We start from the raw sequence: 25,424 nt of genomic DNA, 5'->3' as shown, positions 1-25,424 counted from the left end.
CTTTTCTAAAATTCGAAGTGAAGCTTCGCTTTCGCTATCATGTTACGGGGGATCGTCACCTCACCGCCCGCAGGAAATTCTAACTTTATGCTCTCCTCGCCTACCCACTTCAGTTTCCCGGTGAACTCCCTCTTGTTCTCTACCGGGCCGTAAGTGACCACAAATATATCCTTGCCTATCGTCCTCTCGAAATCGCTCGTTTTGACGAGCTTCCTGTCGAGGCCCGGAGACTGCACCTCGAGCACATAGGGACCGTCTATCGGGTCCGCCTCGTCGAGGATGTCCGCTATTTTACGGTTCAGGGCGCCGCACTCGCCGACCGTTATCCCGCCGGCCTTGTCAACCGTGAAGCGCAGGATCATCCCGCCCGTCTCCCTGCGGTAAATCAGGTCGACCAGCTCTATACCCGCTCCGGACAGCAGCGGCGCGGCAAGCTCAATTACCTTTTCCAGTATAACTTTCTCTTCCATGGCTATTTGGGGCTTTTTTCAGGAAAAAGACAACAAAAAAAGCGGGTAGTTTTTTACCCACTTCTCCTTTTAAAAAGTGGTGCTAAATGTAAGGTTAGTATACTACGGCTAAGCTATGGTGTCAAGGGGATTTTTGGCGTAGACCTCTCGGGTCGCGGCCCCGATACCCTTCATTTGACGCTGAATATCACGTGCCTTTCATCAAGTTTGTCTATCTCGATAAGCTTATCCCTAAATGCCGGATATTCCTCTTTCTTTATCAAGGGTTTCTTTATCGAAAATACGCATTTCAGTTTTAAGACGTTGCCTTTCAGCTCGTAAGACCTTTCGAAAGAAACTATTTCATTGTCGATCTTGACGTCCTCCGGGGTAGAGACGATCTTAAAGTTCTCGGGCATAGTTAAATTTTCTTCATTAACCTCGGTAAAGGCATAATAAATATCCAGGTCGTTCACCCTTTTTTCCAGAGGCGCATAATCCTGCATCGACCTGAGGGCGAATACGGGCGCCAACTCATATTTTCCCGCCTCAGCTTTTTTAAAAGGCGATGCGGCTGAAAATTCGGCATACACCGTAAAAGGCTTGGTCATGTCCGATCCGTTATCGGTCCGGTCCTTCAACGACGATATCCCCTGTATATATTTGCCCAGATAATGAGACGAGACAAGGCGGTCGCTCCAATTATCCTTACGCGCTTCCGGTCTTAGCATGCCTGCTGCCTGGCCGTAGCACTTTATCTCCACCTTGAATTTGCTTTGGTCCCCTTTTGACAGGATAATATCCGCCTTCGTGATGAACGCATTATCATCCGCTCTTGACCACGGTATCCGGGCTAATTCATATCCGGGCCGCTTAAGGATTATGGCCGTTACCCCCTCGTCCCACCACGGGACCGTGCCGTAATTATATGATGAGGCGGCCGTGACATCGATAAATAATCCCGTTTTTTTGCCGTCGAGCTCGGGAATGTAGACTATAGCGTGATTCGCTACGGGGATCGGGATGTCCGTGATCATGTCATAATACGGCTTGGTGTCTAAAAGCGCCAAATACGCGTCTATTCCTAAGCTCTTCAGCATCGCTATCATCAAAGTAGCCATATCTTTGCAATCGCCGTACCCGTCTTTGAATATCTTTGTGGCCCTGTTCGGTTTCCAGCCAAAAACCGCGTGTTTAAGGGACAGGTAATGGATATTATTGCCGAGATAGCTGTATATAGCCGTCACCTTTTCTTCCTGGGTCTTTTTATCTTTTGTAAGCTGGTCTACCTGCGCTTTGATCGAAGGGTCCAGTTCCAGCTGGTCATCTATAAGATTATTTTCCCAATCCGCCAAATAGTCCCACGAGGGGATATCCGATACCGCGATTATCGAACAATAGCTGTTGAAAACCGGCATGAAGGGTTCCAATTTTATGGGATCCCTGTAATCGCCCCGCCACACATGGGCTATTTTATCTTCGAGCGCCTCCGTAGAGTAACCGACGCTTTCATCCTTTTTATATACTTTAACTTCTTTTCCCTTCGGGACGATGACGACTACTTCCGCCTTGTAGACCGGAAAGAGGTTGTTAAAAGGAAGGAACGTGTAGTACCGGCCCCTGAGGAGGCCGCCGGAATGGTTGGCCCTGCATTTAAACTCGATTATCGACCCTTCTTTCAGGCCGGCGGGGTATAATTTCCCTTTTTTGAAATCTATCTCGGTGATCTCGGTATCCGTCTTGCCCGGGTTCCTGACCACTGCTTTTTCTATCTCCAGGTTGCTGCCCCCAGGCAAGTCGATGGCCGTAAATTTGTCGATCCCCTCTTTGGTCATTATCTTGATTATGCGATGCGTCAGGATTTCGCTGGAGCCGTCATCGTGGACATCGTGGATACTCTTATCCAGGATAAACACCGCGTCCGCGAGAGGGTATTTCTTTGAAATATCACCGGCCTTAAGCAGGTCCTCCGCTGAACCCTCGGTTTCGGCATACTTGTCAATTACGGTCTTTTCTTCCCCTTTGACAAATTTTATTTTATCCCTTAACCAGGTGTAACCCGGGTTCAGTTCCAGGGCTTTCTCCCATTCCCGTATCGCTTCTTCTTTTTTGCCCATCAAATAATAAGTCGATCCCTTCGTCACATAAAACACATAGTTATCCGGCGATATCTCCGATCCTTTATCGCAATATTCTATGGTCTTTTGATAATCCCCGGCTTTCCGGGCAATATCGGCCAACTCATCATAAAATGAGGAATCGAAGGTATAAAGGGCGGCCCTTCCTTTATAGATCTCTTCGATCTTCGGCAACTCCCCCCTTGAAACGCACAGATCGACAAAATCCCGATACCGGCTCGGCCAGTACCAGGCATTCAATTCCATGATCTTTTCGTAATATCTCATCTCTTCGTCCACTTTAAAAAGATCGGCGGCGCAGTTTGCCATGCGGGCTAACAAGCGCGTCGACTCGGGATATTTCGCAAGCCCCGTCTTCGCCGTATCGTAAGCGTCCTTGTACCAATCTTTGTCGGAATATATCAACGAGGTCAGGATGTAGTTTTCTATGTATCCGGGAGAGGCGCTTTCGGCCTTTTTTATGTAGTCAAGGGCCTGTTCGTTCATTTCGTTGTGATAGAAGTGATGCGCCATATCTATCAGGGCTTCCGCGTGTTCGGGGTTATCGGTTATCGTTTCTTTATAGTTTGCCAAGGCTTTCTCGTCATCGCCGTAGTTCGATTCCGCCTTCGCCAACCCGAACCTGAAGATAGCGCAATGGGGCTCTTTCTGGACGAGGGGCGCGAATTCGTCTATCGATTCTTTCTTTAGATCAAGGGTGCGCAGCCATTCCCCGAGCATGTAAGCGCTAAAATAATTACCGGGATCTTTGTTTGCCTTTTCCCTTAAAATATTTTTTATCGTCCTTATAACGGGTGTTTTGCCGGGAAGCGTAAGCGCGGCAGCCTCGCTCGTATAAGGTTTCGGTTCGGCGGAATAACCCAGAGCTTCCAGCGGACGCCCGTTGACATCGGTGATGCGCAGTCCGAACATCCAGTCTCCCCATCCCTCGCAGACCTTTACTAAAATTTTATTCCAGCCTTTACGCAGGATAGCGCCGGCCTCGCTCTGGTCGGGGAACCAGGCCTGGTATTTCTCGTTCTGTATGATCAACTTATCATTAAGCCATACCTTGACGCTGTCATCGCTTCCTACCCTTAACGCGACATCACGGTCCTCGCCGGAGAAAACATAAGTCAGGGCGTATCCTGTCGCCGACTCGTTCGGATAGCACACGCTGTCAAAATCCACCAACTGCGAAGTAGACAGCCCCGCCAGTTTGCGCCATTTCACTTTTACGCTTTTTCCGTCGTACTCTTTTACGAGGTCGATCTCGGTTTCCGGAGGGTAGACGGCGTTAAACCCGGTATTCTCCTTATTATCGAACGACCCTATCACGAGCCAGTCCTTGATGTAACCCAGCTTCCCGTAGGCTTCTTTCGCTTTGGCCGCGTCCCCGAGGACGGCGTAATAATACCCCAGCCAGCAATATGCGTGGGGCTTGATCAACTCTTCTTTGGTAGACCCTATAATACGCTCATATCCGGCCATTATCTTCCTGACGTTATCAAGAGAAAACATGAAGGAGTGCACATAATAGACCAGTACGGCGTTTTCCGGGCGGTCAGAATCGAAGCACTTAAGCCAGTGTGGGAGGGCCTTTTCGTATTCCCCTTTAGACTTATAAAGCAAGCCTAAGAGGAGATGCGCCTCGTAGAGGCCGGGGTCTTTTTCAAGCGCTTTTTCAAGGTTTGCCGCGCCTTCTTTCACGTCGTTCTTAAAAGCGTAATACGCCCAGCCCAATGTCAGATAATCGTCCGCTGTCTTGTTTTCTTTCTGGGAGAGTTTTTGGATAGTCGAGGAGGCAGTGCCAGAGGTGACGTTAAAATCGAAAGACTGTGCGGAACCGGATGTCGAAAAAATAAGTACGGAGACAAGAACGGCTTTTAATATATTTCTAAGCATGATTTTATGACCTGTTTACCATAACGGGTACTTTGCCTTTTTGGAACGTCCCCTAATTATATAAGCCGGCTTACGGCATCAAGCGTATCATCGGCGTAAGCCATATGGTAAAAATGCCCCTGTCCGGGTATTAAATTAAGTTTTGAGTCCGGGAGGGTCTTTGACAGGTATTCGCTGAACATCGGGGGGATCCAGCGGTCCTCAGTCCCCTGGCGTATCTCTACGTGCGTCTTTATATTACGCAGGTCGAAACCCCAATCGAGGTAGATCAATTGCGCGTCGAACGCAGCCCCTTTCGCCCCCTGCCGGAACAATTCCTGGAAATCCCGCATGAAGATATAAGCCATTTCCGGAATGACAAATAATTCCGAATCGGCCGGGCACATGCTCGAGCCCATCATCTTGACGAACGCCTGGGGATTTTTCATGACCTTCTGCTGGAACCCAAGGAGCGAGAAGGGTATCTGGAAGAGCCATAGCGGGAGTTTTGCGCCGATTTTCGCGTAAAAACGGTCCATGGCCCCCAGTTTGCTGAGCGCCTTAGGGTCGGTATAGAGCGGGACCGCGCCGGCAAGGTCAACGGCGAATAAAAGACGGTCTGCCAAAGCGTAAGCGCACGCCAATACTGTCGGCCCGCCTCCGGAGATCCCCATTACGCCGAATTTCGCGATGCCGAGGTGGTCCGCGAGGGCCGCGATATCTGCCGCGCCGTCGAGCAACTTACGGCCGGGCTGGAAATCCGACTGCCCTACCCCCGGGCGGTCCGGCACGATTATACGAAAATTATGCCGTTTGGCCGAGTAGTGCAGGAGCATGACGTGGACATGCGAACCGGTTCCATGGCAAAAGATCACCGGCAAACCGGAAGGGTCGCCGTATTCGTAAAACGCGATACGGCGGCTGTCTTTCAGGGGCAGGAATTTTACCTGCGCCTGGAGCGCCTCGATCTCTTCGCGGCCTATTATGTCGGGTTTAGTGTTCATGGCCTGACAAACCCCAGATACATCAGCCCGAGGCCGATCGCCAAGGGTATAACGGCGTAGAGACGGATGTTCTTGACCTTCTTCGTCAGTTCCTTTGAAAATTTCATCAATTCCCTCGGGAAGAGGAGAATGCCAACCGCCTTTATAAGGATAGCGTAACCGACGATGGTAATTATCACCGGCCAGCCCGCGACCCAAACATTATGGAAGGTCACAAGGACAAACCCCGCCACGATCATTATCAACGACGTGATATAGATCAGCGCGGGATTATTATCAAAAGAATCAACTATCTTCTTATAATAGTCGGGATTGATGAGCATCCCGAGCCCTGCCGCCGTATAGACAACGCCCATTAACTGGAATAACTGCGAGTCGGTCATATTTGCCTCCTATTTTAGCCGAAAACTTAAAAACAGTCCAATTATGGCTGGCAGCAAAAGAACTACCCACCCCACAAATGCAATTAAGAACGCCGGGGTTTTATTAGTAAGCGGAGCTGCTCGTGTCACCGGACCGGTATAATTGCCTATCGCCTCGCTGAACCAGATGAATCCGATAGGAATGATAAGGAAGGCAAAAATTTTGAACGCCATCTTCGCCCCTCCCGCTGAATATGCGAGAACGATATAACAGGCCGCTATTGCCGCAGATATTATCTTTCCCATTGTCATTTTACTTCTTATCAAGTGTACCACGCGTCTGGTGAAGGTCAAACAGCAATTTTACTGCGGGATATTAGATCGGCGTGTTCGCAGGGCGTCCTCTATTTAATCCCTTGCTGTTTATATTGCTGCGCTTTGTCCCGGTACATCTTGGCCTTTTCGGCTTCGCCGTCTTTTGCGTACATCTCGCTTAAATAATAGTAACACTCATAACATACGGAACCCAACTCCGCTGCTGTTTCAAGCGACTCTTTCGCCATTAAATATCTCTCCGTCAGGTAATACGATATACCTATATTATCCCAGGCATCCACGTCATAGGGATTAAGTTCAAGGGCCGCGGAATAGTCTTTTATCGCGGATTCATTATCGCCTTTCAGGAAGTAGCCGTATCCCCGGTTATTATAAGCGGCGTTATCACGCGGATTCTCCCTTAACAATTTGTCGTACTCGGATATCCCCCTGTCGATGTCTCCTTTATTTAAATAGGCGCTCGCGCGCTCAAAACGCGCTTTGTAGTACTTGGGCGATAAGCTCAGTGCACTGTTAAAATTCGCGACGGCCTTGCCGTATTCCCCTTTAGCGCTGTAAGCCTTGCCGCGGCGATAAAAAGCGCGGGCGTTATCGGGCTCAAGTTCGATTATCTTCGTAAAATCCGCTATCGCCTTGTCGTATTCGCCGACATCCGCGTATACCATACCCCGGCCTTCATAGACCATAATAAAGTTGGGGCTGATCTCCAGCGCTTTGGTGTAATCGGCAAGGGCTTTTTCGGTATCACCCTTGTTGCGATATGCGGAACCGCGGTCTAAATAGAGGTTCGGGTATTTAGGATTAAGTTCTATCGCGTAGTCGTAGTCCCAGATCGCGCGGTCGTAATCACCCAATTTAAGGAATGCGTTCCCCCTCTGCTTGAAGGCATCGGCAAACTGTGGGTTCATCTGGATGGCTTTGGTGAACTGCAGGATTGAGTGGTCGTAATTATGCCTGTTATAATAAACCATGCCCTTGTTAAAATGCTCACGGGCGGTCAACTCCTCGTCTATCTCGTATTCCGCATAGCAATTACAAACTATCGAGGATATGGCTAAAGTCAAAATGAATATTCTTTTCATGGATACCATTTCGCCTCGAAACGTTTTTAATGCCATGAGAAAAAAATGGCTAATTCAGCCGCTGTTCTTTCCTCTAAAATACGCTCTCGTCCCCTATTTATCCTCTATTATTAGGCGCCGTTTACCATAGCCCAGGCAGCAGCTAAAAATAACCATAAAAAGAGTGAACAGACTAGGCCGCCAATTGGAAAATATAAATAATTCCTGGGTATTTTTCGATTAGAAATCTCAATAATTCCCGCAATTGATGAGAGCACGCAAAGAATAAGTGCCAAGGGACTAACTGTCCAAAAGATTTTAGCTGGTAAGGCAGTACTTCTAATAATAAAACAAAAAGCGAATGATATTAATGGCGTTAAAGCTCCAACGGCAAAAAAGTACATACTGAATAATCGGATTTTCGATTTTACTATTATAAGTATCATAATAATGGTTGCCAGTAAAAATAAAATGAACATTTTCTCCATATTAATTTGCTCCTTCTGCTCTAATTTAGATCACGCTCTCCAAACAAAAACATGTAAGCTCCTGTTCCTTGCGCCACTCCCTGCAGGTGGACTTGTTCCTGCATTCGGGGCACAACCGGGCAATGTCGTCCCTATTTATATCAAGTGTACCACGCGTCTGGTGGAGGTCAAACAGCAATTTCAGGTACTTGCCGGCCACGAGGCGGTGGAGGCCATCCTTCTTCTTGAGCCCCAACCATTGGAAGACGCCGCTGTCGCCCCGCGAGGCGTTGCAGGCGGGACACGACAGGACCGAATTATCCGCCGAATCAGGGCCGCCGCGGCTTCGCGGGATGAGGTGGTCGACCTGCAGGCCTTCGAGCGCGCCGCAAAAGACGCACTCCTTATCCATCTCCTGCTCCCTCTGCCACTCCCTTATCGTGCCGGACATCGTAGCGTTGCCGTCGCGCAGGGCTTTGAACCGGTCCGTGACAAATCCGTAGTTGATGCTGCCCTTGAACGCGCTGCGGGATATGAGCTTGGCGTATTCGTAGAGGATTTCTTCTTTTATGGTCTTAACGTAGCGTGGGGGCATGTTATTATTTCGGTTAGGGAATTAGGTATATTGTCACCGAAATTATCTATTTATTTGAAGGTTCAGATAATGCAAGATTTATAGTTTCTACAATAAAATAACTCGGTACCACAGCTGCAAGCTTACCGCCTGTTGGATCCGAAAGTGTTCCATGCATAATACCAACTAATTTTGTACCAGAACCAGTAGTAGATAATGCCCCGATTTTATACATGGAAACATCAAAAACCGGGCCACCACTGTACCCTGTAATGCTTGGATCTTCTAATATATAAAATGTAGTCACCTTGCCATTGTCGAATCGAGAAAGCTGCATCAAACTACTTGCTGTATGACTTGTTTTTGTTAATGGAGAAAATGTATCTACAGCACCAAAACCAAGAGGAAATCCAAAAACAGTTAGGGGAATATCTCTTGAAGGCGGAACCTTTTCAGATGAAATAAGACTTTGCGGAAGAAAGTGGTTTTTGAAATACTTTATTAAAATAACATTCTCAGGGAATAACGGTAACACCGCAACATCTGCTTCTGGATGATAAACCCAAGGCAATTCTTTTTTAAAACCACTTGCCTCTGATAGAGCTAAACTAATTGGGGCATCATTTTCTCCCTTGAAAGTAATCTGCGCTGACGGTGTCATTGTAAGCGCTACATGGGCTGCTGTTACTAGGAAAAGTTTATTATTTTCAGAAGAAACCAAAAATCCAGTACCCTGAAAAAACTCATAACGCGGTTTAGGTTCAGCGCTACCTGGTTCTTTATACCACAATTCTGATTTTACTCCGTTGATACTGATTGAAGCAATATTACTTTTTTGCTCTAATAAAACAACGCAGGGAACAATATTTTCTCTTGAACAAATTTCACCAGCATAACAAAAGGATGCTGAAGTAAAATAGATAACACAAAGTAGGCTAATTCTTTTTTTCATAATACCCCCTTCTCTATGACTAACAATTAATAGACGAAATGCATAATATATGCTTTTTGCTTAAGATTTCTTCGGAGCTCAGAGCCTAAGGCTACGAACCTAGAGCCGATAAAAATTCCTTAATCGCGGAAACGATCTTGTCACTCATTAGTATTTTTACCTCTTTCGTCTTGCGGTCTTTAATCTCGACTTCGCCGTTGGCGATTCTTTTTTCACCTATGATTATTTGGATCGGGAAGCCGATGAGGTCGGAGTCTTTGAACTTTACGCCGGCGCGTTCGGGGCGGTCGTCGAGGATGCATTCGATTCCGGCGGAGGCCAGCTCGGCGTAGATCTTCTCGCCTGCCTCCATCGATGCTGGATGTGCGGTGTTGAGCGGGAGTATTGCGACTGTGTAGGGCGCTATCGACGGGCACCAGATGATGCCGTCCTTGTCGTGGCTCTGCTCGATCAAAGCGGCGATTATCCTGTTGACGCCGATGCCGTAGCAGCCCATTATATATATTCTTTCCTTGCCGTCCTCGCCGAGGAAATTGGCGGACATCGCCTTTGAATATTTAGTGCCGAGCTTGAATACGTGACCGACTTCTATCGCCTGTTCAAGCTTTATCTCGGTGCCGCATTTAGGGCATTTGTCGCCTTTGTCTATCTTCTTGATATCGTCAAGAGTCTCTATCTTGAAATCCTTCTTTACGTTAAGATTTAAAAGGTGCTTATCCAAACTTGCCGCGTAGCCGCATTTCGCGCAATGGGCGAGCGTATCTTCGCCGCTCTCGGATAAGACCATGAACTCGTGCGAGACATCGCCGCCCATTACGCCGGTATCGGCCTCGACGGCCAAAAATTTCAGGCCGCAGCGGGTGAATATCGCGCAGTAGGCGTCGTACATTTTTTTATAGTTTTTGTCTAGGCCGGCGGTGTCGCGGTCGAATGAATATGCGTCCTTCATAATGAACTCGCGCGAGCGCAAAACGCCGGAGCGCGGGCGTATCTCGTCGCGGAATTTGACCTGTATCTGGTAAAGTATAAGAGGAAGTTCTTTGTAGGACTTGACACTGCCCCTGACGAGGTCGGTTATTATCTCCTCGTGGGTCGGGCCCAGGATAGTCTCCTTGCCGTGCCGGTCGGTGAACTTGATCATATCTTCGCCGAGGGCAGTATATCTTCCGGATTCCTTCCATAATTCGGAGGGCTGGAGCGCGGGCATCAGGATCTCCTGCGCGCCTTTGGCGTCCATCTCTTCGCGGATTATATTTTCCACTTTGTTGAGGACGCGCCATCCGAGCGGCAGGTAGGTGTAAGCGCCGGCGGTGAGCTTGCGGATAAGCCCGGCGCGGATCATTAGCTTGTGGCTTATTATTTCCGCCTCTGCCGGGTCTTCTTTAAGCGTCGGGATCAGTGCCTGGGTCCATCTCATGTTGTCAACCCCTCAGTATTTTATTTATCTCGGTGACTATCGCGCTGACGAACTCGCTCTCTTTTATTTTACGCGCGGGCTTGCCTTTAATAAAGAGAAATCCGCTGCCCTTTCCCGCCGCGATGCCGAGATCCGCCTCTTTCGCTTCACCCGGGCCGTTGACTACACATCCCATCACGGCGACGCGCAGGCCCGAGAGCTTGCCTTTTTCGTCTTTAATCTTGCCGAGCGCCTGCTCGACTTTATTCGCGATGCCGATAATGTCTACCTCTGTCCTGCCGCAAGTCGGGCAGGAAAGGACCTCGGGGCCGAACCTGCGAAGCCCGAGCCCCTGGATTATATTTTTCCCGACGATGACTTCCTGGACCGGGTCGCCGGTAAGCGATACGCGTATCGTATCTCCTATCCCCTCTGCAAGCAGGATACCGATACCAAGTGTGGACTTGACCGTCCCGGAAAGTTCAGGGCCTGCGGCAGTTACGCCCAGATGGAACGGGTAGTCACATTTCTTGGCCATGAGCCGGTAAGCATCTATCGTTTGCCCTACGTCGGAGACCTTAAGCGATACCATCAAATTCCTGAAATTGAGATCTTCGATCATCTTGATATAATCGAGCGCGGCCTTGACCATAAGCGCAGGGAACTTCTCTCTCGATACGCCGCCCTTCGGGATGCGCACCGAACCGGAGTTTACGCCGACGCGCACGGGAATACTGCGTTTTTTCGCGAGATTTATTACCGCGGCGACTTCGTCTTTCTTACAGACGTTGCCGGGGTTGAGCCTGACGCCGTCGACACCCGCCTCTATCGCTTTTATAGCGAGCCGGTAATCGAAATGTATATCGGCTTCGAGCGGGATGTTTATCTTTTTCATTATCCTGGCGAGGGCATCGCAGCACGAGGCGTCCTTGACCGCGGTGCGCACGATATCGCAGCCGGCGAGCTCAAGCTTTTTTATCTGCGCGACTGTCGCGGCGACGTCGAGCGTATCGGTCTTTGTCATCGACTGCACCGATACCGGGCTCGTCCCGCCTATCTTCACCCCGCCCAAGTTTATAGTCCTTGTCTTGCGTCTTATTATCTTCATTTACCCATCATCCTGAATATGTCGCCGTATGTCGCAAAGAGCATCAAGGCGATGAAGAACATCCAGCCTGCCTGCATAGCTACCTCCTGCACCCTCCTGCTGAGAGGCCTGCCCATTATTTTTTCTATGCCGAGAAATAATATCAGCCCACCGTCGAGCGGCGGGACCGGAAGCACGTTGAACATCCCGAGCAGGGCGCTGATCAGGGCGGTCAGCAGCAGGAACGGGACAACGCCGATCTTCGCAGCCGCGTTCATCGTCCCGAAGATGCCTACCGGGCCCATCACATTCTCCTTGAACGGGAGTTTGCCGGTTATCAGGCTCCAGAGGCCCTTATAAGTCATATAGGTAAAATTGACGAGTTTCTTTCCGCCCGCCGCGAATGATCCGAAGAAACCGTATTTCTGGACGCTGCGCTCGTCGGAGTTCATTATGCCGACCTGGGCGATGCGGACCTTGTTGCCGAAGACATCCTTTGTCTCGCGGACCATGGGCCTGATGACAAGGTCTAATTTCTTCCCGTCCCTGTCGATGATCAGCTTGACGTCGCCTTCGGTCTTCTTATGCATAATACCGGTGAGCTCCTCCCAGTCGCCGACGGCTTTGCCGTCGATGGCAAGGACCCTGTCGCCGACCTGCATCCCGGCTTTTTTGGCCGGGTAATCCTCGACCAGCGCGCCTACTTTTGTCGTTATTACAGGATAACCTATCATGAACACGACCGAAAGGAGCACGTAGCCGAGAAGGTAATTGAGGGCCGAGCCAGCGGCAAATACTTTGAACCTGTTGCCAACAGGTTGGGAGGCCAATTCGCTTTTATCCCCTGTCAGCTTTTCCGAAGGGTCTTCCCCGAGCAATTTTACATATCCGCCGAGGGGCAAGGCGCCGATCCTGTATTCGACCCCGCCCTTTTTGACGGAAAAGATCGGCGGGCCGAACCCGATCGAGAATGTCTCGACTTTTATCCCGACCCTCCGGGCGACCAGGAAATGCCCCAACTCATGTATGATTATCATCACGGAAAACGCGAGTACTACAAGTATCCAGGATAGCATCAGATCAAGCTCCTCGCCTGTTGTCTTGCCCAGGCGTCTATTTGAAGTATCTCATCGAGCGAAGGATCCGCCTTTGACCTGTGCTTGGCCAGAACTCCGCCGATGATCTTCGGTATCTGTGTGAATTTTATCTTCTTGCCGAGGAACGCCAACACGGCTTCCTCGTTCGCGGCATTTAACACTGCGGGCTGAGAGCCGCCGTTCTTTGCCGCCTCGTATGCCATTTTAAGGCACGGGAATTTCCCAAAGTCCGGCGGAGAGAACGTGAATTTTCCGAGCTTCACGAAATCGAGCGCGGGAAGCGTCGATTTCACGCGGCGCGGATACGAGAACGCATACATTATAGGCAGGCGCATATCCGTCTGCGACAACTGCGCCATTATCGAGCCGTCGATGAACTCGACCATCGAATGTATTATCGCCTCGGGATGTATCAGGACGTCTATCTTGTCGACGCCGACGCCGAAGAGCCATTTCGCCTCTATTATCTCGAGGCCCTTGTTCATAAGCGTGGCCGAGTCTACCGATATCTTCTTGCCCATCTTCCAGCGCGGGTGGTTTACGACCTCCTCGGGAGAAAGGGCTTCAAACTTTTTCGCGTCCAGGTTCTTTAGCGGCCCGCCCGAACCGGTAAGGTATATCTTCTTCAGGTCTTCCCTGTCGTGGCCGTTCAAGCACTGGAATATCGCGCTGTGCTCGGAATCGACCGGGATTATCTTCGTGCCGCGTTTTTTCGCGCGCGCTGTTATTATCCCGCCGGCCATGACGAGCGGCTCTTTGTTCGCGAGCGCAACGGTCCTGACCGAATCTATCGCGTATAATGTCGGAAGCAGCCCTGCCGCGCCGACTATCGAGACGAGCGTGATATCGGCATCCTTATGCCCGGCGAGCTCGTTTATGCCTTCGTAGCCGCCTAATACCCTTATCCCGGCGCCGGATAGCGCCTTCCTGACACCGTTGACCTTCGCTTCGTTGCATATCGCGACGGCCCTTGGGCGGAATCTCTTCGCTTGGCGGACGAGCAGTTCGGCATTGGAATGCGCCGCGAGCCCAACCACAGAAAATTCGCGCGGGTGCCTGCCGATGACATCCAACGCGTTAGTGCCGATAGAGCCCGTTGAGCCCAGTATATTTATCTTTTTCATGTGAGGAACTTAAGGGCGTAAAAATATAAGGTCGGCGCCGTGAACAAAATGCTGTCGATGAGGTCCAGCATCCCGCCCATCCCCGGAATAAGCACCGCCGAATCCTTGACCTGGCTGTCGCGTTTTATCAATGACTCGGTCAGGTCGCCTACCTGCGCCAGCACCCCCAGGATACAGCCCAGAATAAACAGGTGGTGCAGCGGGACAGACGGCAAAAACGACTTGCTTATAAGGGCGGCGGCAACACTGCATACGAACCCGCCTATCGCCCCTTCCACGGATTTCTTCGGGCTTATCCTCGCTATGAGGGTGTGCTTGCCGAAATACGTCCCGACAAAATAAGCGCCTATATCGCCGATCTTCGTGACCAGGAGCAGGAACGCTACCAGCAGGCTCCCGTCCGGCAGGCCGTCAGGCTCTATGAGTTTCAACTTCATGAGGAAACTGAACGTCCAACTGATATAAAGGATGCCGAATATCATCGTCGAGACGCCGACTATCGCCTGGTCGCTCTCCCTGCGGGTGAACTGCAGGATGAATATGATAAGGAGTACGGCGATGATGAAAAGCAGTTCCCATCCTTTCGTGGGCTCGAAGGTGAAGTATATCGACGTCGGGACGAGGATGGCTATCGAGATCCCGCTTATCTTGAATATCGGTATCCCCTTCTTCTCGACGAGCGTGTAGAACTCGTTGAGCGCCATCGCTATCATGACGGTGAGGACGAGGCAGAAGAACCAGTCCGGCCAGACGAGGACGGTAAACAGCACGAATAATATTATCAGGACCGAGCTTACCAGCCTCGGTATAAGGTTGTTATGGCTATCGTGGTTTTTGTCCGACTGTCCGGTCATGCCCCGAACCTTCTTTCGCGTTTTTGGTATTCCTTTATAGCGTCTACCAGGTCGCCGTTCTTGAAATCGGGCCAGAGTTTCGGCGTCACGTATAATTCGGCATAAGATATCTGCCAGAGGAGGAAATTCGATATCCGCATTTCGCCCGAGGTGCGGATCAGCAGGTCCGGGTCGGGCTGGCCGGCGGTATACAGGAACCCGCCGAATGAATCCTCGTCGAGATCGTCGACGCCGAGCTTTCCGGCCTTTACCTGCGAGGCGAACCTTTTAGCCGCGTCCACGATCTCGCCCCTGCCGCTGTAATTGAGCGCAACGTTGAGCGTCATTTTTCCGCAATCGGCGGTCGCTTCCATCGCCTTTTTCAATTTAGGGCGCACGAAATCCGGCAGGGCGCCCATCCTGCCGATAAAATTAAGCCTTATGCCGTTCTTTAAAAAGGACTGTAATTCCTTTTCTATATATTCGTTGAGGAAGCGCATGAGCGCGTCGACTTCCGCTTTAGGGCGTTTCCAGTTCTCCGAGGAGAACGCGTAGAGCGTCAGGTGTTTTATGCCCAGTTCGCGGCACGACTTTATGACTTCCCTGACGGCCTTCATCCCGGCGCGGTGGCCCATGACCCGCGGCAGCCCGCGCTTTTTGGCCCACCTGCCGTTCCCGTCCATTATGACGGCGATATGCAAAGGAAGAGTGTTCTTATCGGGCATCTTTAGGTATGGACTCTATAGTCTATCTCCGGAAAGATATTGTCCTTCCATTCGATATCGGCGAGCCATCCTTCGTTGATGCGGTCCGCCTTTATATCCTCATAGAGCCGGGTAAATCTCAATATATGGTCTTTGGTCCTCTTGACGGCGTACTGGACGACCGTGCCGGTCTTCATTATGAACGCCCAGTCGCTCGACTGCGCGAGCAGAAGTTCGCGCAGCGCCTGGTTTAGGGCGCGGCGCTGCAGGCCAGTCGCGTCCTTGTAAGTACCGGCCAATTCCGTCATGCGGTCCGAGGCCTTATGCAGGTGCCTGTATATCCAATCGTTAGAGCCGTCGAGCCAGTGCTCGGCGTATCCCTTATAGCCCCAGCTCGACATCGACGGGGTCGAGACCTGGTTCCGGGGATTCTGCTCGAGGTACTCCGAAGGCGTTATCGGCTTGACGGTCTTCTGGTCGTAATGCAGTTTCCTGAAAAGGAAATCGAGGAACATCGGCCCCTCGTACCACCAGTGGCCGTATAGTTCGGCGTCGTAAGGGGCCACGATGACCGGCTTCTTCCCCATCACGTCGAAGAGGTACTCCGCCTGCTTCTCCCTGTTGTGCATGAAATTCCCGGCGTGCGCGCCGGCAGAGTCGCGGGCCCAGTCGGGATTATACGGCTCCTTCTGGTCGGTCTTGCCGGTTATCCTGTAATATTTTATGCCCGTGTTTATGCGTATGCCGGCCTCGTGGATGTAGGGCTTTATGTAGTCGAAGTCGAGGTCAAAACCGATATCGCGGTAGAAGTCGCGGTAATTAAAATCGCCGGGATAACCCTCGATCGAGCTCCAGACCTGTTTTGACGACTCGAAATCCCTTCCGAAGGCGGCGACGCCTGACTTGCAGTATATCGGCGCGTAGACGCCGTATTTCGGGCGCGGGCTGGCGTGGAGTATCGCGTGCGTATCTACGAAGAAATACCTTATCCCCGCCTCTTTCACGTACCGGTCGACGCCGGGGTAATATCCGCATTCGGCGAGCCACGTGCCGCGCGGGCGCCTGCCGAAAAACCTCTCGTAATTGTTCGCGCCGACCTGGACCTGCGCCTGGACCGATTTCGGGTTTACCTCCATAAGCGGCAGGAAGCCGTGCGTGGCGTTGCAGGTTATGATCTCGAGTTTGCCCATATCCTGGAATTCCTTGAAAGCGGCGAGGATGTTCTTGTGGTACTTGTCGGCGAATATCTGCCGCGTCTCGATGAATTTTGCCTGGTACATCAGGGCGAGCCGGTTGAAGGCGGGTTCCCATCTGGTGCGTTCGATCTCTTTATTGGAGAGTTCTATGAGGGATTCGATATGCTTTAAGTACCTGTCCTGCAGGAGCGGGTCGGCGAGCATCGAACAGAGCGTCGGCGTGATCGACATAGTTATGCGGAAATCCACGCCGTCTTTGACCAGCCCGTTATAGACGCTGATGAGCGGGATGTAGGTCTCGGTTATCGCCTCGTAAAGCCAGTCCTCCTCGAGGAAGTCCTTGTACTCCGGATGCCGGACATAAGGAAGATGGCTGTGCAGGACTATACAGAGGTAGCCTTTTTCCATTTATTTTGTGTATTTCTTGACTATTGGTGTTATCGTGCGCTCTTCAGCCTTGTCGTGCGAGACGCCCTTTACCGGTATCACCTGCTCCCCGTCGGGAAGCGCGAAACGCAGGGAAAACGACCCGTCGCGATTGAGCTTTATGGGCCTGCCCTGGACCGTGACCGCCGCGTCAGGCTCGGTCGCGCCGTATACTATCAGCTCTGTGTTGACGACCATCCAGAAGCCGCGGAATTTCTCCGGGCGGACGAACGAGCTGATGCCGCCGGAGGCGAGCGCCTGCTGGAGGCGTTCCTTCATTATCTTTTTTATCCGGGCCTTGCCCGGCGACGCGCCGGCGAACCCGCCCCATAGGCCGTAGAGCTTCAGGAACTGTTCCTCGATCGACATCCACTCTTCGTCGATGACGTCCGAGGCGCTGTCGCGCGGCGTGGAAACGATATTCGAACGGGCTATGAGTATGAACTTCCCGCTCGAGGTAATGACGCCCAGGTCCACGCACCAGGACCTGTCCGCCTCGCCGACGTTTATGTACCAGTTGGCCGCGGCCGAATTTATGTCTATATCAAAAAACCTGTTGGCGTTCGAGCCGTTAAAACCCTTGCCGGTGACGTCATAGACGCGCAGGACCTTCCTGAGGTTGTCCCAGGATGCGCTTGCCTCGCGCTCTATCTGCATGCGCCTTTCGTCGCCGACCTCCCAATAAGCGAATATCCAATGGGGGTCCCTCGTCATCACGACGATGCGCGTATCGCCGTATTTTGACGGCAGCTCTTCATGCTCCCATTGCCGCGGAGGCAGATACGGCGTTGGGCGCGGATAATATTTTGACTCCTCGGCCCTGTCGCGGCCCAATTCGACCCTTTGGGCCACGCCCGCAGTTATTTTCCTGACGGCGCGCGCTTTTTTGGCCTTTTTTAAGACGGGCCTGGTTTTCTTTCCCGCGGCCTTCACCGTTTTTTTCTTCTTTTTCACGATCTTTTTGACGGCCCTGGTTCCGGCCTTTGCCTTCTTCTTCATGAAAATCCGCCTCCCTTCCAATAATCAAACGTCGTCCCCGGATGATGAGGACGACGTTTTTTTCGCTTCCGCTATCTAAAGCCGTCCTATTTAGTGTATTCCGACTCCTTCTCGTGTTCCTTCAGGAATTCGGATTCCGCTTTCGACATCCTGGGCAGTATTATTATCTCCACCCTTCTGTTCTCCTGCCTGCCTTCGATCGTATCGTTGGAGGCCACGGGGCGGTATTCGCCGTAACCGGTAGCCTGCAATTTCTCGGGCGCGATACCCTTCTCCTCCAGATAATGGAGGACGGACGTCGCCCTCGCCGTAGAGAGTTCCCAGTTCGATTTCCAGCCGGATTTCTTTATCGGCTCGTTATCGGTGTGGCCCTCTACCGCGATGTTCCTGTCCGGGGCCTTCTCGGTTATTACCTTCGCGACTTTATCCAGCACTTCATGCGCCGGCGTCTTTACCTTCGCCTTGCCGGAATCGAAGAGCACTTCGGCGAGGAACGTCACGACGAGGCCGCGTTCGCTCATCTCCACGCTGACGCCTTGTTCGCCCTTCAATCTCCTCTCGAGCTCGGCCCTGGCCGCATCAAGTTCCCTGTTCTCCTGGTCCCTTAATAACTTGAGGCGCTCGACCTCGGCCTTGAGGTCCTCTATCTTCCGCATATCGTTGGGGCTGCGCTTGTAGAAACCTACCGCGCAACCGGAGGCCGCAAATACCGCGGCCAATAATAACGCGACGACGCCTAATCTCGATATCTTAAACATTATCTGCCTCCTTTTTTCGGGGTGCCCTTTTCGAAATTGGTATCCGGGGCCGAAATGTTATCGGCGGAGCCGGCCTGCAAAATATATGTGCTTAACTTCGCCCACGTCTTAGCGCCGACTTTTCCGTCTGCCTTAAGGCCGTTCGCGGACTGGAATTCCTTTATCGCCTTCTTGGATTTAGCTCCTAATTTCCCGTCTATCGCGCCGGGATCGTAGCCTGCATTTTTAAGGGCGGCCTGTATCTGCCTGTTCTTCGTAGCTTCATCGGGGGCCAATTTGATGCCGGCTTCCTGGGGCCTGATCTCTTTCATCTCTTCGGTTATCGGGGGATTGGGCTCGAGTTGTTCGGGTTTTACGAGTTCTATCTCCGGCTGCGAGGTGCCGAGCGACGCGGGCTGCTGTTCTGCGGGTTTTACTTTCCTGCCCATCGCCAAGACGACGCTGGACAGCAGAAATATCGAGATCACGGCCACTAAGGCTACTACGGTTCTTCTTGACATACCCTCTCTCTCCTTTAGTTGTTAGGCCCCTTCGCGGGTACCAAACTTTGTTTTATATTTTTCGACGGAACAAAACGCGTAAGGTCCCAGTTCGCCTTTCCGCCATAGACCGCGAATGAAATACCCGTTATCCTGGTGCCGTTGAGATCGAGGTCTTCCGGGTCGATCGTCCATTTTTCCCACTTGCCCGCCTCCGGCAAAGTGCCGTCGTATATCACCGGCTCGTCCTCGTTGAAGACAAATACCTCTTCCTCTCCCTCACGGTAGAGGCCGATCTCGCCTTCCCTGCCCTCCGCCTCGAACCTGAACGTCAACATTATGCCGGACGGGGGATCGTTGGGATCGAGATATACATATTGTTCCAATACATAGCCGTCGGGGACGTCGACCGGGGCGGACCTGTAAGAATGCTCGGCCAAACCTTTTGCCGCCGGCTGCGTGTGGGACTTTTCACCCCTGTATTTTACCGCAGTATCCCAATCCCATGTCCCCTGGGTCACCGCTCCGGCGGGAAGAAAATCGTCGAAGATGACTATTACTTCTTCTTCTGCGGGTCTCGCCTGCGGGAACTCGGCCGGCTTCTCAGGCTGCGCTGCCGCCGGTGTTGCCTGGGGCGGCACGATCGCCTCTGCGGCCTCCGCCGTCGACGATGTCGCGGCCAAGGGCTCAGCATTCATTGCCCTATCTTCAGGATTTGCCGAATTGAAAAAAGAAATCAAAGTGAGGGCTAAAACCGCTGAATAGAAAGGCCTCCGCACCGTAAACTCCTTTTTTAATCTTATCAAAAAAGCGCATCTATGTCAATTAAAAGCGGGTTCTTGCCAGGTGTGTAACGTAATAAGTCAATGCTGATATGGCCGCAGAGCAGGGAATGGTCAGTATCCATGCCCAAATTATCTGGCCCGCAACGCCCCATTTGACCGCGCTCAATCTTTTTAGCGAACCGACACCCATTATAGCGCCGGTGATGGTGTGAGTCGTGCTCACCGGGATGCCGAACGCCGAAGACATGAATAACGTCGCCGCCGCGCCTGACTCGGCGCAAAAACCGTCGACCGGCTTAAGCTTTGAGACCTTCTGGCCCATAGTCTTGACGATGCGCCATCCGCCGAACATCGTGCCGAGGGCAATGGCCGCATGGCATGCCAGCACGATCCAGAGAGGGATGTGAAATGTCGGTCCCAGGTAGCCCGCGCTGAAAAGAAGGCTTGCGATGATACCCATCGTTTTCTGCGCGTCGTTGCCGCCGTGGCCTAAACTGTAAAGGGCGGCCGATACCAACTGCCCTTTCCTGAAAACGTGGTCGACCCTTGTCGGGGAACTTCTGCTGAAGAGCCAGTAGACCGCCACGCCGAAGGCCAGGCCCAGGAAAAACCCGAGTATCGGCGACACAAAAATAAAAGTCACCGTCTTAATAATACCTTTCCATACGAGCGCGCCGGTGCCGGCTTTTACCAATGCCGAGCCGACCAATCCTCCGATGAGCGCGTGGGAAGAGCTTGTCGGAAGCCCGAAATACCAGGTGATGATATTCCAGCCGCAGGCGCCCACGAGCGTCCCGAAGATGACCGTCTTATCTATGATCGCGATATCGATTATACCCTTGCCGATCGTGTTGGCGACGTGCAGGCCGAAGAAGAGGAACGCGATGAAATTAAAGAACGCCGCCCACATTACCGCGAAACGCGGGGAAAGCACTCTCGTTGAGACGACCGTTGCTATCGAATTTGCGGAATCGTGGAAACCGTTCAAAAAATCGAAGATAAGCGCAAAAGCGATTACCGGTATGATGAGCAGGAGGCCGTCATGCATGCTTAAGGACTATACCCTCTATGATAACAGCTATGTCTTCGCATTTATCGGTGGCTGTCTCGAGATATTCGTAGATATCCCTCCACTTGATGACTTCAAGCGCGTCGGCCTTCTCGTCGAATAATTTCGCTACGGCTTCCCTCTGTATCCTGTCGCCCTCGTTCTCGAGGCGGTTTATCTCGATGCAATGCTCCATGACCTGGGAGTGTTTCAATTGCTTGAGTTTCGGCATCACGTAATTTATCTCTTCCGCCTGCCTCAGGATGACATCGGCCATCTCTTTTATCTCCGGCGTAGGGGCCTTTAATTTATACAGGACCATACGCTCGGTAGCGGCCTCGATGAAGTCCATGACGTCATCGAGGGCCGCCGTGAGCTCGTGTATGTCTTCCCTGTCCAGGGGGGTCACAAACGTCATGTTGAGTTTTTCCATTATCTCATGCGTGATCTGGTCGCTGTCGTGCTCGAGCCTTTCGAGCTTCGCGGCGTCCTCAGCCAAAGTGCTGAAATCATCCGATATCTCCTTCAAGAGTTTCGCGCCCCTTAACAGGTTCTCGGCGCTTCTGACGAACATATCGAAGAACTTCGCTTCTTTAGGTATCAGGCTGAACATGAGATTCCTCCGCGATGAGTTTGTGGTTTATCGTTGTTCTATTGTGTGTCGCCCAGGGACATCTCCTTTGAATCTCTTCTAGACCTCAAAATGACCCAAAGTATGACCGATATCCCGGCGATGCCTATAACTATGATGCCGGGGGTCAGGGCCTCGTTCTTTATCATGATGCCTACGATCAATAAAGCGACCATGTTCATGACTTTGATAAGCGGGTTCAGGGCCGGGCCGGCCGTATCCTTCAAAGGATCACCTACGGTGTCTCCGGTTACCGATGCCTTGTGCGCCTCTGATCCTTTCCCGCCGTAAAGCCCGTCCTCGATCGTTTTCTTGGCATTATCCCAAGCGCCTCCTGCGTTAGACATGAATACCGCCAACAGCTGGCCCGAGAGGATCATTCCGGCCAAGAAACCGCCGAGCGCCTCTTTATGGAGCAAAAGGCCGACAAGTATGGGAGCGAGTATCGCCAAAAGTCCCGGGCCTACGAGTTCGCTCTGCGCGGCAGCGGTGCAGATGTCTACCACGCGCCCGTAATCCGGCGTCTTCTTGCCTTCCCAGATCTCTTTATCCTTGAATTGGTTCCTTACTTCATGGACTATGAGGAAAGCGGCCCTTCCGACAGCCCTTATCGTCATCGAACTGAACAAGAACGGTATGGCGCCGCCGATCAAGAGGCCGATGAAAACGTTCGGTTCCGATATCGAAAGTGAAGCCGCTATCTGCTCGTAAGTAGAATGAGTGGCTTTCGCGATGTCCGTGATATAAGCATTAAAAAGCGATACCGCGGCGACGACCGCCGAACCTATCGCGATACCTTTTGTGATCGCTTTCGTGGTATTGCCTACCGCGTCGAGGTCAGCAAGGGTCTGGCGCGCGCCCTTATCGAGGTGCGCCATCTCGCCGATGCCGTTCGCGTTATCCGCGACCGGCCCGAAGACGTCCATCGAGATATTGTTCCCGGTCAACGTCAACATGCCGATACCGCACATCGCGACGCCGTAAGCAATATACGTCGGGTTCGTGCCGGCGTAGATCAGGACCGAAGCGCCGATGGCAGCCGCGATGATCAGGATGGCCCACACCGTCGACTCGTATCCGACGGCGATGCCGGTGATGATCGTGGTCGCGTGGCCGGTCTGCGTCGCTCTCGCGATGGACTTTACAGGCGCGGCTTCGGGTTTCGTGAAATATTCCGTCACGCGGTTTATGGTGATGGCCAGGATGATACCGACCATTGTCGTGTATACGGGCCTCATGTCAAGTCCCGGCACGCCGAGACTCGCCCAACTCGCAAGCTGCGTCTTCTCCGGGAACCTTAGATAATAGAACCCGATGGCGCAGAAACCGATGATCGAAACAGCGGCAGATGACCAGAAACCGATATTAATAGCGCGCATGGCGTTCCTGACCTTATCGCTCGTGCGAACAAGGTAGGTGCCGAATATCGAGCTCAACACGCCGACCGCGCGGACCAACAGCGGGAATATGACGCCTTTATGCCCGAACGACGCCCATCCGAGGATCATCGCTGAAACGATCGTGACTTCATATGACTCGAAGATGTCAGCCGCCATGCCCGCGCAGTCGCCGACGTTATCTCCGACGTTATCGGCGATAGTCGCGGCGTTCCTTGGATCGTCTTCCGGGATATTTTTTTCGATCTTTCCGACGAGGTCCGCGCCGACGTCAGCGGCTTTAGTGTAGATACCGCCGCCGACCCTCATGAACAAAGCCAGGAGCGTGCCGCCGAAACCGAAACCGAGCAACACCTCATACGCCTGCTCGCCGTATATCATGAATATCACCGTGCCGCCTAACAGCCCGAGGCCGTCGGTGAGCATACCGGTGATCGTTCCCGTGCGATAGGCGATCTTAAGCGCCTGGCCGAAGCTCGTCCTCGCGGCCGCGGCTACGCGGACATTCCCCTGGACAGCCAGGTTCATGCCGACGAAACCGACCATCGCCGAGAAGAACGCGCCCATCAAAAACGCGCACGACCTTCCTATCTGTATGTGCGTGGCGCCCGCGGTGAAATACAGCGCGGCCGTCAGGATGAACATTAAAAATACTACCGCCTTGAACTGGCGGCTTAAGTACGCGTTCGCGCCGACGCGGATGGCATCGGAGATCTCCTGCATCTTCGGCGTTCCTTTGTCATAGCGGAGCACCTGAGCCATCAAAAACCCTGCATAGAGAAGGCCGAGAATGGCGACGCCGAGGATCGACCATAGCGCGAATTTTTCCATCACCGAAAAAGCCGGGCTGTACATGAAAGCGAACGCCTTGAATCCCTCGACCGCGGGCGCAGCGGCTTCCTGCGCCAGCGCCATATTGGACAATAATACCAGAGCGGCCACAACTAAGAATAACTTAGACGACCTTTTCATTTTATTACTTCTTTCCTCCCATCTTGAATACCTGCTCACGCCTGCTACCAACAGAGACGAGTTCTATCTTTACGCCAATAAGGCTCTCGAGCTTCCTGAGGTACCTCTTGGCGTTAGTTGGTAATTTCGAGAAGCTCCCGGTGCCCGAGGTATCCTCTCCCCAGCCCGGAAGTTCTTCATAGACCGGCTCGACATCCCACAGCATCTCGATGTTCGCCGGAAAATCTTTATATGTCTTTCCTTTATACTTGTACGCAACCGCGATCTTTATTGTCTCCAACTCGTCTAAAACATCGAGTTTCGTGACCACGATGGCATCGAGGCTGTTGACCAGCGCCGAGTGCCGGACTATCAGGCTGTCGAACCAACCGCATCTCCTGGGCCGGCCGGTCGTCGCGCCGAACTCCTTGCCCTTCTGCCTTATGACTTCCATCAGGTCCGGGCCGAATTCGGTGGGAAAAGGCCCTTCCCCGACGCGCGTAGTATACGCCTTTACCACGCCGACTACTTTGTCGATCTTCGACGGGCCGAGGCCTGTGCCGGTGCACGCGCCGCCGGCTGTCGCGTTGGAACTCGTGACATACGGGTACGTGCCGTGGTCGACGTCAAGGAGCGTCCCCTGCGCGCCTTCGAGCAGGAGCCTTTTTTTCTTCTTGACCGCCTCGTTTAAGATTATGGTGGTATTGCAGGCGTACTTCGCTATCTTCTTCCTGTATTCGACGAACTGGTTATAGATCTCGTAGAATGAGAACCCCGAATGGCCATATAATTTCTGCAGGGTCTCGTTCTTTGCCGCGATATTCTCGCTTAATTTCTTTTTGAATAACTCGTCATCTAAAAGGTCTGCGAGCCTGATGCCGCACCTGCCGACCTTGTCGACATAACACGGCCCGATACCGCGGCCTGTCGTGCCGATCTTCTTGCGGCGCTCGCTTAAGCGGTCGATCTCCTTGTGATAAGGAAATATCAGGTGGACCTGGTCGCTAACCTTAAGGTTATCATCGACTTCTATCCCTTTGGAGCGCAAATTTTCTATTTCGCTTATGAGCGCCTCCGGGTCTACGACGACGCCGTTGCCGATGACGCAGATCTTGCCTTTATGCAGTATACCGGACGGGACAAGATGCAGGATGAACTCCTCGTTGCCGATGACCACGGTGTGGCCGGCGTTATTGCCGCCCTGGTACCGCACGATATAATCGGCGTCGCGGGAGAAGATATCTATTATCTTCCCCTTGCCCTCGTCACCCCACTGCGCGCCTACTACGACTGTGTTTTTTTCCATA

At 52.3% G+C, this 25,424-nt stretch carries 23 protein-coding genes; all 23 read right to left on the bottom strand.

Annotated features, from left to right (window positions below; all coding sequences use genetic code 11):
- Positions 1-5: 5 nt before the first annotated feature.
- The 23 genes from PHO67_06775 to PHO67_06665 all read right to left on the bottom strand — a co-directional run bounded on the left by PHO67_06775 (position 6) and on the right by PHO67_06665 (position 25,423).
- Positions 6-470 carry a ribosome maturation factor RimP gene (locus tag PHO67_06775; protein MDD5546840.1) on the bottom strand — a complete coding sequence of 155 codons (465 nt, stop codon included), beginning with the start codon at positions 468-470 and terminating at the stop codon, positions 6-8.
- Between the two features lie 170 nt (positions 471-640).
- Positions 641-4,471: a tetratricopeptide repeat protein gene (locus PHO67_06770; GenBank protein ID MDD5546839.1), complete on the bottom strand. Its 3,831-nt coding sequence runs from the start codon at positions 4,469-4,471 to the stop codon at positions 641-643.
- A gap of 56 nt (positions 4,472-4,527) precedes the next feature.
- Positions 4,528-5,454, bottom strand: a complete 927-nt coding sequence (locus tag PHO67_06765; protein MDD5546838.1) for an alpha/beta hydrolase — start codon at positions 5,452-5,454, stop codon at positions 4,528-4,530.
- Positions 5,451-5,837: a hypothetical protein gene (locus tag PHO67_06760; GenBank protein MDD5546837.1), complete on the bottom strand. Its 387-nt coding sequence runs from the start codon at positions 5,835-5,837 to the stop codon at positions 5,451-5,453. The genes PHO67_06765 and PHO67_06760 overlap by 4 nt, the downstream gene beginning before the upstream one ends.
- Before the next feature lie 9 nt (positions 5,838-5,846).
- Positions 5,847-6,122, bottom strand: coding sequence for a hypothetical protein (locus PHO67_06755; GenBank protein ID MDD5546836.1), 276 nt, complete (start codon positions 6,120-6,122; stop codon positions 5,847-5,849).
- A gap of 98 nt (positions 6,123-6,220) precedes the next feature.
- Positions 6,221-7,234, bottom strand: a complete 1,014-nt coding sequence (locus PHO67_06750) for a tetratricopeptide repeat protein (GenBank protein MDD5546835.1) — start codon at positions 7,232-7,234, stop codon at positions 6,221-6,223.
- A 492-nt stretch (positions 7,235-7,726) separates the two neighbouring features.
- Positions 7,727-8,275 (bottom strand): HNH endonuclease, encoded by a 549-nt coding sequence (locus tag PHO67_06745; protein ID MDD5546834.1) that lies wholly within the window; start codon positions 8,273-8,275, stop codon positions 7,727-7,729.
- 46 nt (positions 8,276-8,321) lie between these two features.
- Positions 8,322-9,206 carry a serine protease gene (locus PHO67_06740; GenBank protein MDD5546833.1) on the bottom strand — a complete coding sequence of 295 codons (885 nt, stop codon included), beginning with the start codon at positions 9,204-9,206 and terminating at the stop codon, positions 8,322-8,324.
- Positions 9,207-9,297: 91 nt separating this feature from the next.
- The gene (gene proS, locus PHO67_06735; GenBank protein ID MDD5546832.1) at positions 9,298-10,623 is read right to left on the bottom strand and encodes a proline--tRNA ligase; all 1,326 of its coding nucleotides are present in this window, start codon (positions 10,621-10,623) and stop codon (positions 9,298-9,300) included.
- A gap of 4 nt (positions 10,624-10,627) precedes the next feature.
- Positions 10,628-11,710, bottom strand: coding sequence for a flavodoxin-dependent (E)-4-hydroxy-3-methylbut-2-enyl-diphosphate synthase (ispG, locus tag PHO67_06730; GenBank protein ID MDD5546831.1), 1,083 nt, complete (start codon positions 11,708-11,710; stop codon positions 10,628-10,630).
- Positions 11,707-12,765, bottom strand: a complete 1,059-nt coding sequence (gene rseP / locus PHO67_06725) for an RIP metalloprotease RseP (GenBank protein MDD5546830.1) — start codon at positions 12,763-12,765, stop codon at positions 11,707-11,709. The genes ispG and rseP overlap by 4 nt, the downstream gene beginning before the upstream one ends.
- Positions 12,765-13,910 carry a 1-deoxy-D-xylulose-5-phosphate reductoisomerase gene (locus PHO67_06720; GenBank protein MDD5546829.1) on the bottom strand — a complete coding sequence of 382 codons (1,146 nt, stop codon included), beginning with the start codon at positions 13,908-13,910 and terminating at the stop codon, positions 12,765-12,767. Before PHO67_06720 ends, rseP begins: the two co-directional genes overlap by 1 nt.
- Positions 13,907-14,764 carry a phosphatidate cytidylyltransferase gene (locus tag PHO67_06715; GenBank protein ID MDD5546828.1) on the bottom strand — a complete coding sequence of 286 codons (858 nt, stop codon included), beginning with the start codon at positions 14,762-14,764 and terminating at the stop codon, positions 13,907-13,909. The genes PHO67_06720 and PHO67_06715 overlap by 4 nt, the downstream gene beginning before the upstream one ends.
- On the bottom strand, positions 14,761-15,468 hold the full coding sequence (locus tag PHO67_06710) for an isoprenyl transferase (GenBank protein MDD5546827.1): 708 nt from the start codon (positions 15,466-15,468) through the stop codon (positions 14,761-14,763). Before PHO67_06710 ends, PHO67_06715 begins: the two co-directional genes overlap by 4 nt.
- Positions 15,469-15,470: 2 nt before the next feature.
- On the bottom strand, positions 15,471-17,051 hold the full coding sequence (locus tag PHO67_06705; protein MDD5546826.1) for a DUF1957 domain-containing protein: 1,581 nt from the start codon (positions 17,049-17,051) through the stop codon (positions 15,471-15,473).
- Positions 17,052-18,068: a DUF4912 domain-containing protein gene (locus tag PHO67_06700; protein ID MDD5546825.1), complete on the bottom strand. Its 1,017-nt coding sequence runs from the start codon at positions 18,066-18,068 to the stop codon at positions 17,052-17,054.
- An 86-nt stretch (positions 18,069-18,154) separates the two neighbouring features.
- Positions 18,155-18,826, bottom strand: a complete 672-nt coding sequence (locus PHO67_06695; protein MDD5546824.1) for an OmpA family protein — start codon at positions 18,824-18,826, stop codon at positions 18,155-18,157.
- Positions 18,826-19,326 carry a peptidoglycan-binding domain-containing protein gene (locus tag PHO67_06690; GenBank protein MDD5546823.1) on the bottom strand — a complete coding sequence of 167 codons (501 nt, stop codon included), beginning with the start codon at positions 19,324-19,326 and terminating at the stop codon, positions 18,826-18,828. Before PHO67_06690 ends, PHO67_06695 begins: the two co-directional genes overlap by 1 nt.
- A gap of 14 nt (positions 19,327-19,340) precedes the next feature.
- The gene (locus tag PHO67_06685) at positions 19,341-20,003 is read right to left on the bottom strand and encodes a hypothetical protein (GenBank protein ID MDD5546822.1); all 663 of its coding nucleotides are present in this window, start codon (positions 20,001-20,003) and stop codon (positions 19,341-19,343) included.
- A gap of 127 nt (positions 20,004-20,130) precedes the next feature.
- A complete protein-coding gene (locus PHO67_06680) occupies positions 20,131-21,138 on the bottom strand; it encodes an inorganic phosphate transporter (GenBank protein MDD5546821.1) in 1,008 nt (335 codons plus the stop codon).
- Entirely contained in the window at positions 21,131-21,751 is a 621-nt protein-coding gene (locus tag PHO67_06675; GenBank protein ID MDD5546820.1) for a DUF47 family protein, read from the bottom strand. Before PHO67_06675 ends, PHO67_06680 begins: the two co-directional genes overlap by 8 nt.
- Before the next feature lie 38 nt (positions 21,752-21,789).
- Complete coding sequence (locus PHO67_06670) at positions 21,790-24,021, bottom strand: sodium-translocating pyrophosphatase (GenBank protein MDD5546819.1); 2,232 nt, start codon at positions 24,019-24,021, stop codon at positions 21,790-21,792.
- 121 nt (positions 24,022-24,142) lie between these two features.
- Positions 24,143-25,423 carry an adenylosuccinate synthase gene (locus tag PHO67_06665; GenBank protein MDD5546818.1) on the bottom strand — a complete coding sequence of 427 codons (1,281 nt, stop codon included), beginning with the start codon at positions 25,421-25,423 and terminating at the stop codon, positions 24,143-24,145.
- Position 25,424: the final 1 nt, after the last annotated feature.

It is taken from the genome of Candidatus Omnitrophota bacterium, assembly GCA_028716565.1.
GTDB lineage: Bacteria > Omnitrophota > Gorgyraeia > Pluralincolimonadales > Pluralincolimonadaceae > Pluralincolimonas.
The sequence above is the reverse complement of the archived record's forward strand: the minus strand, read 5'-3'. Positions and strand labels throughout refer to the sequence as shown.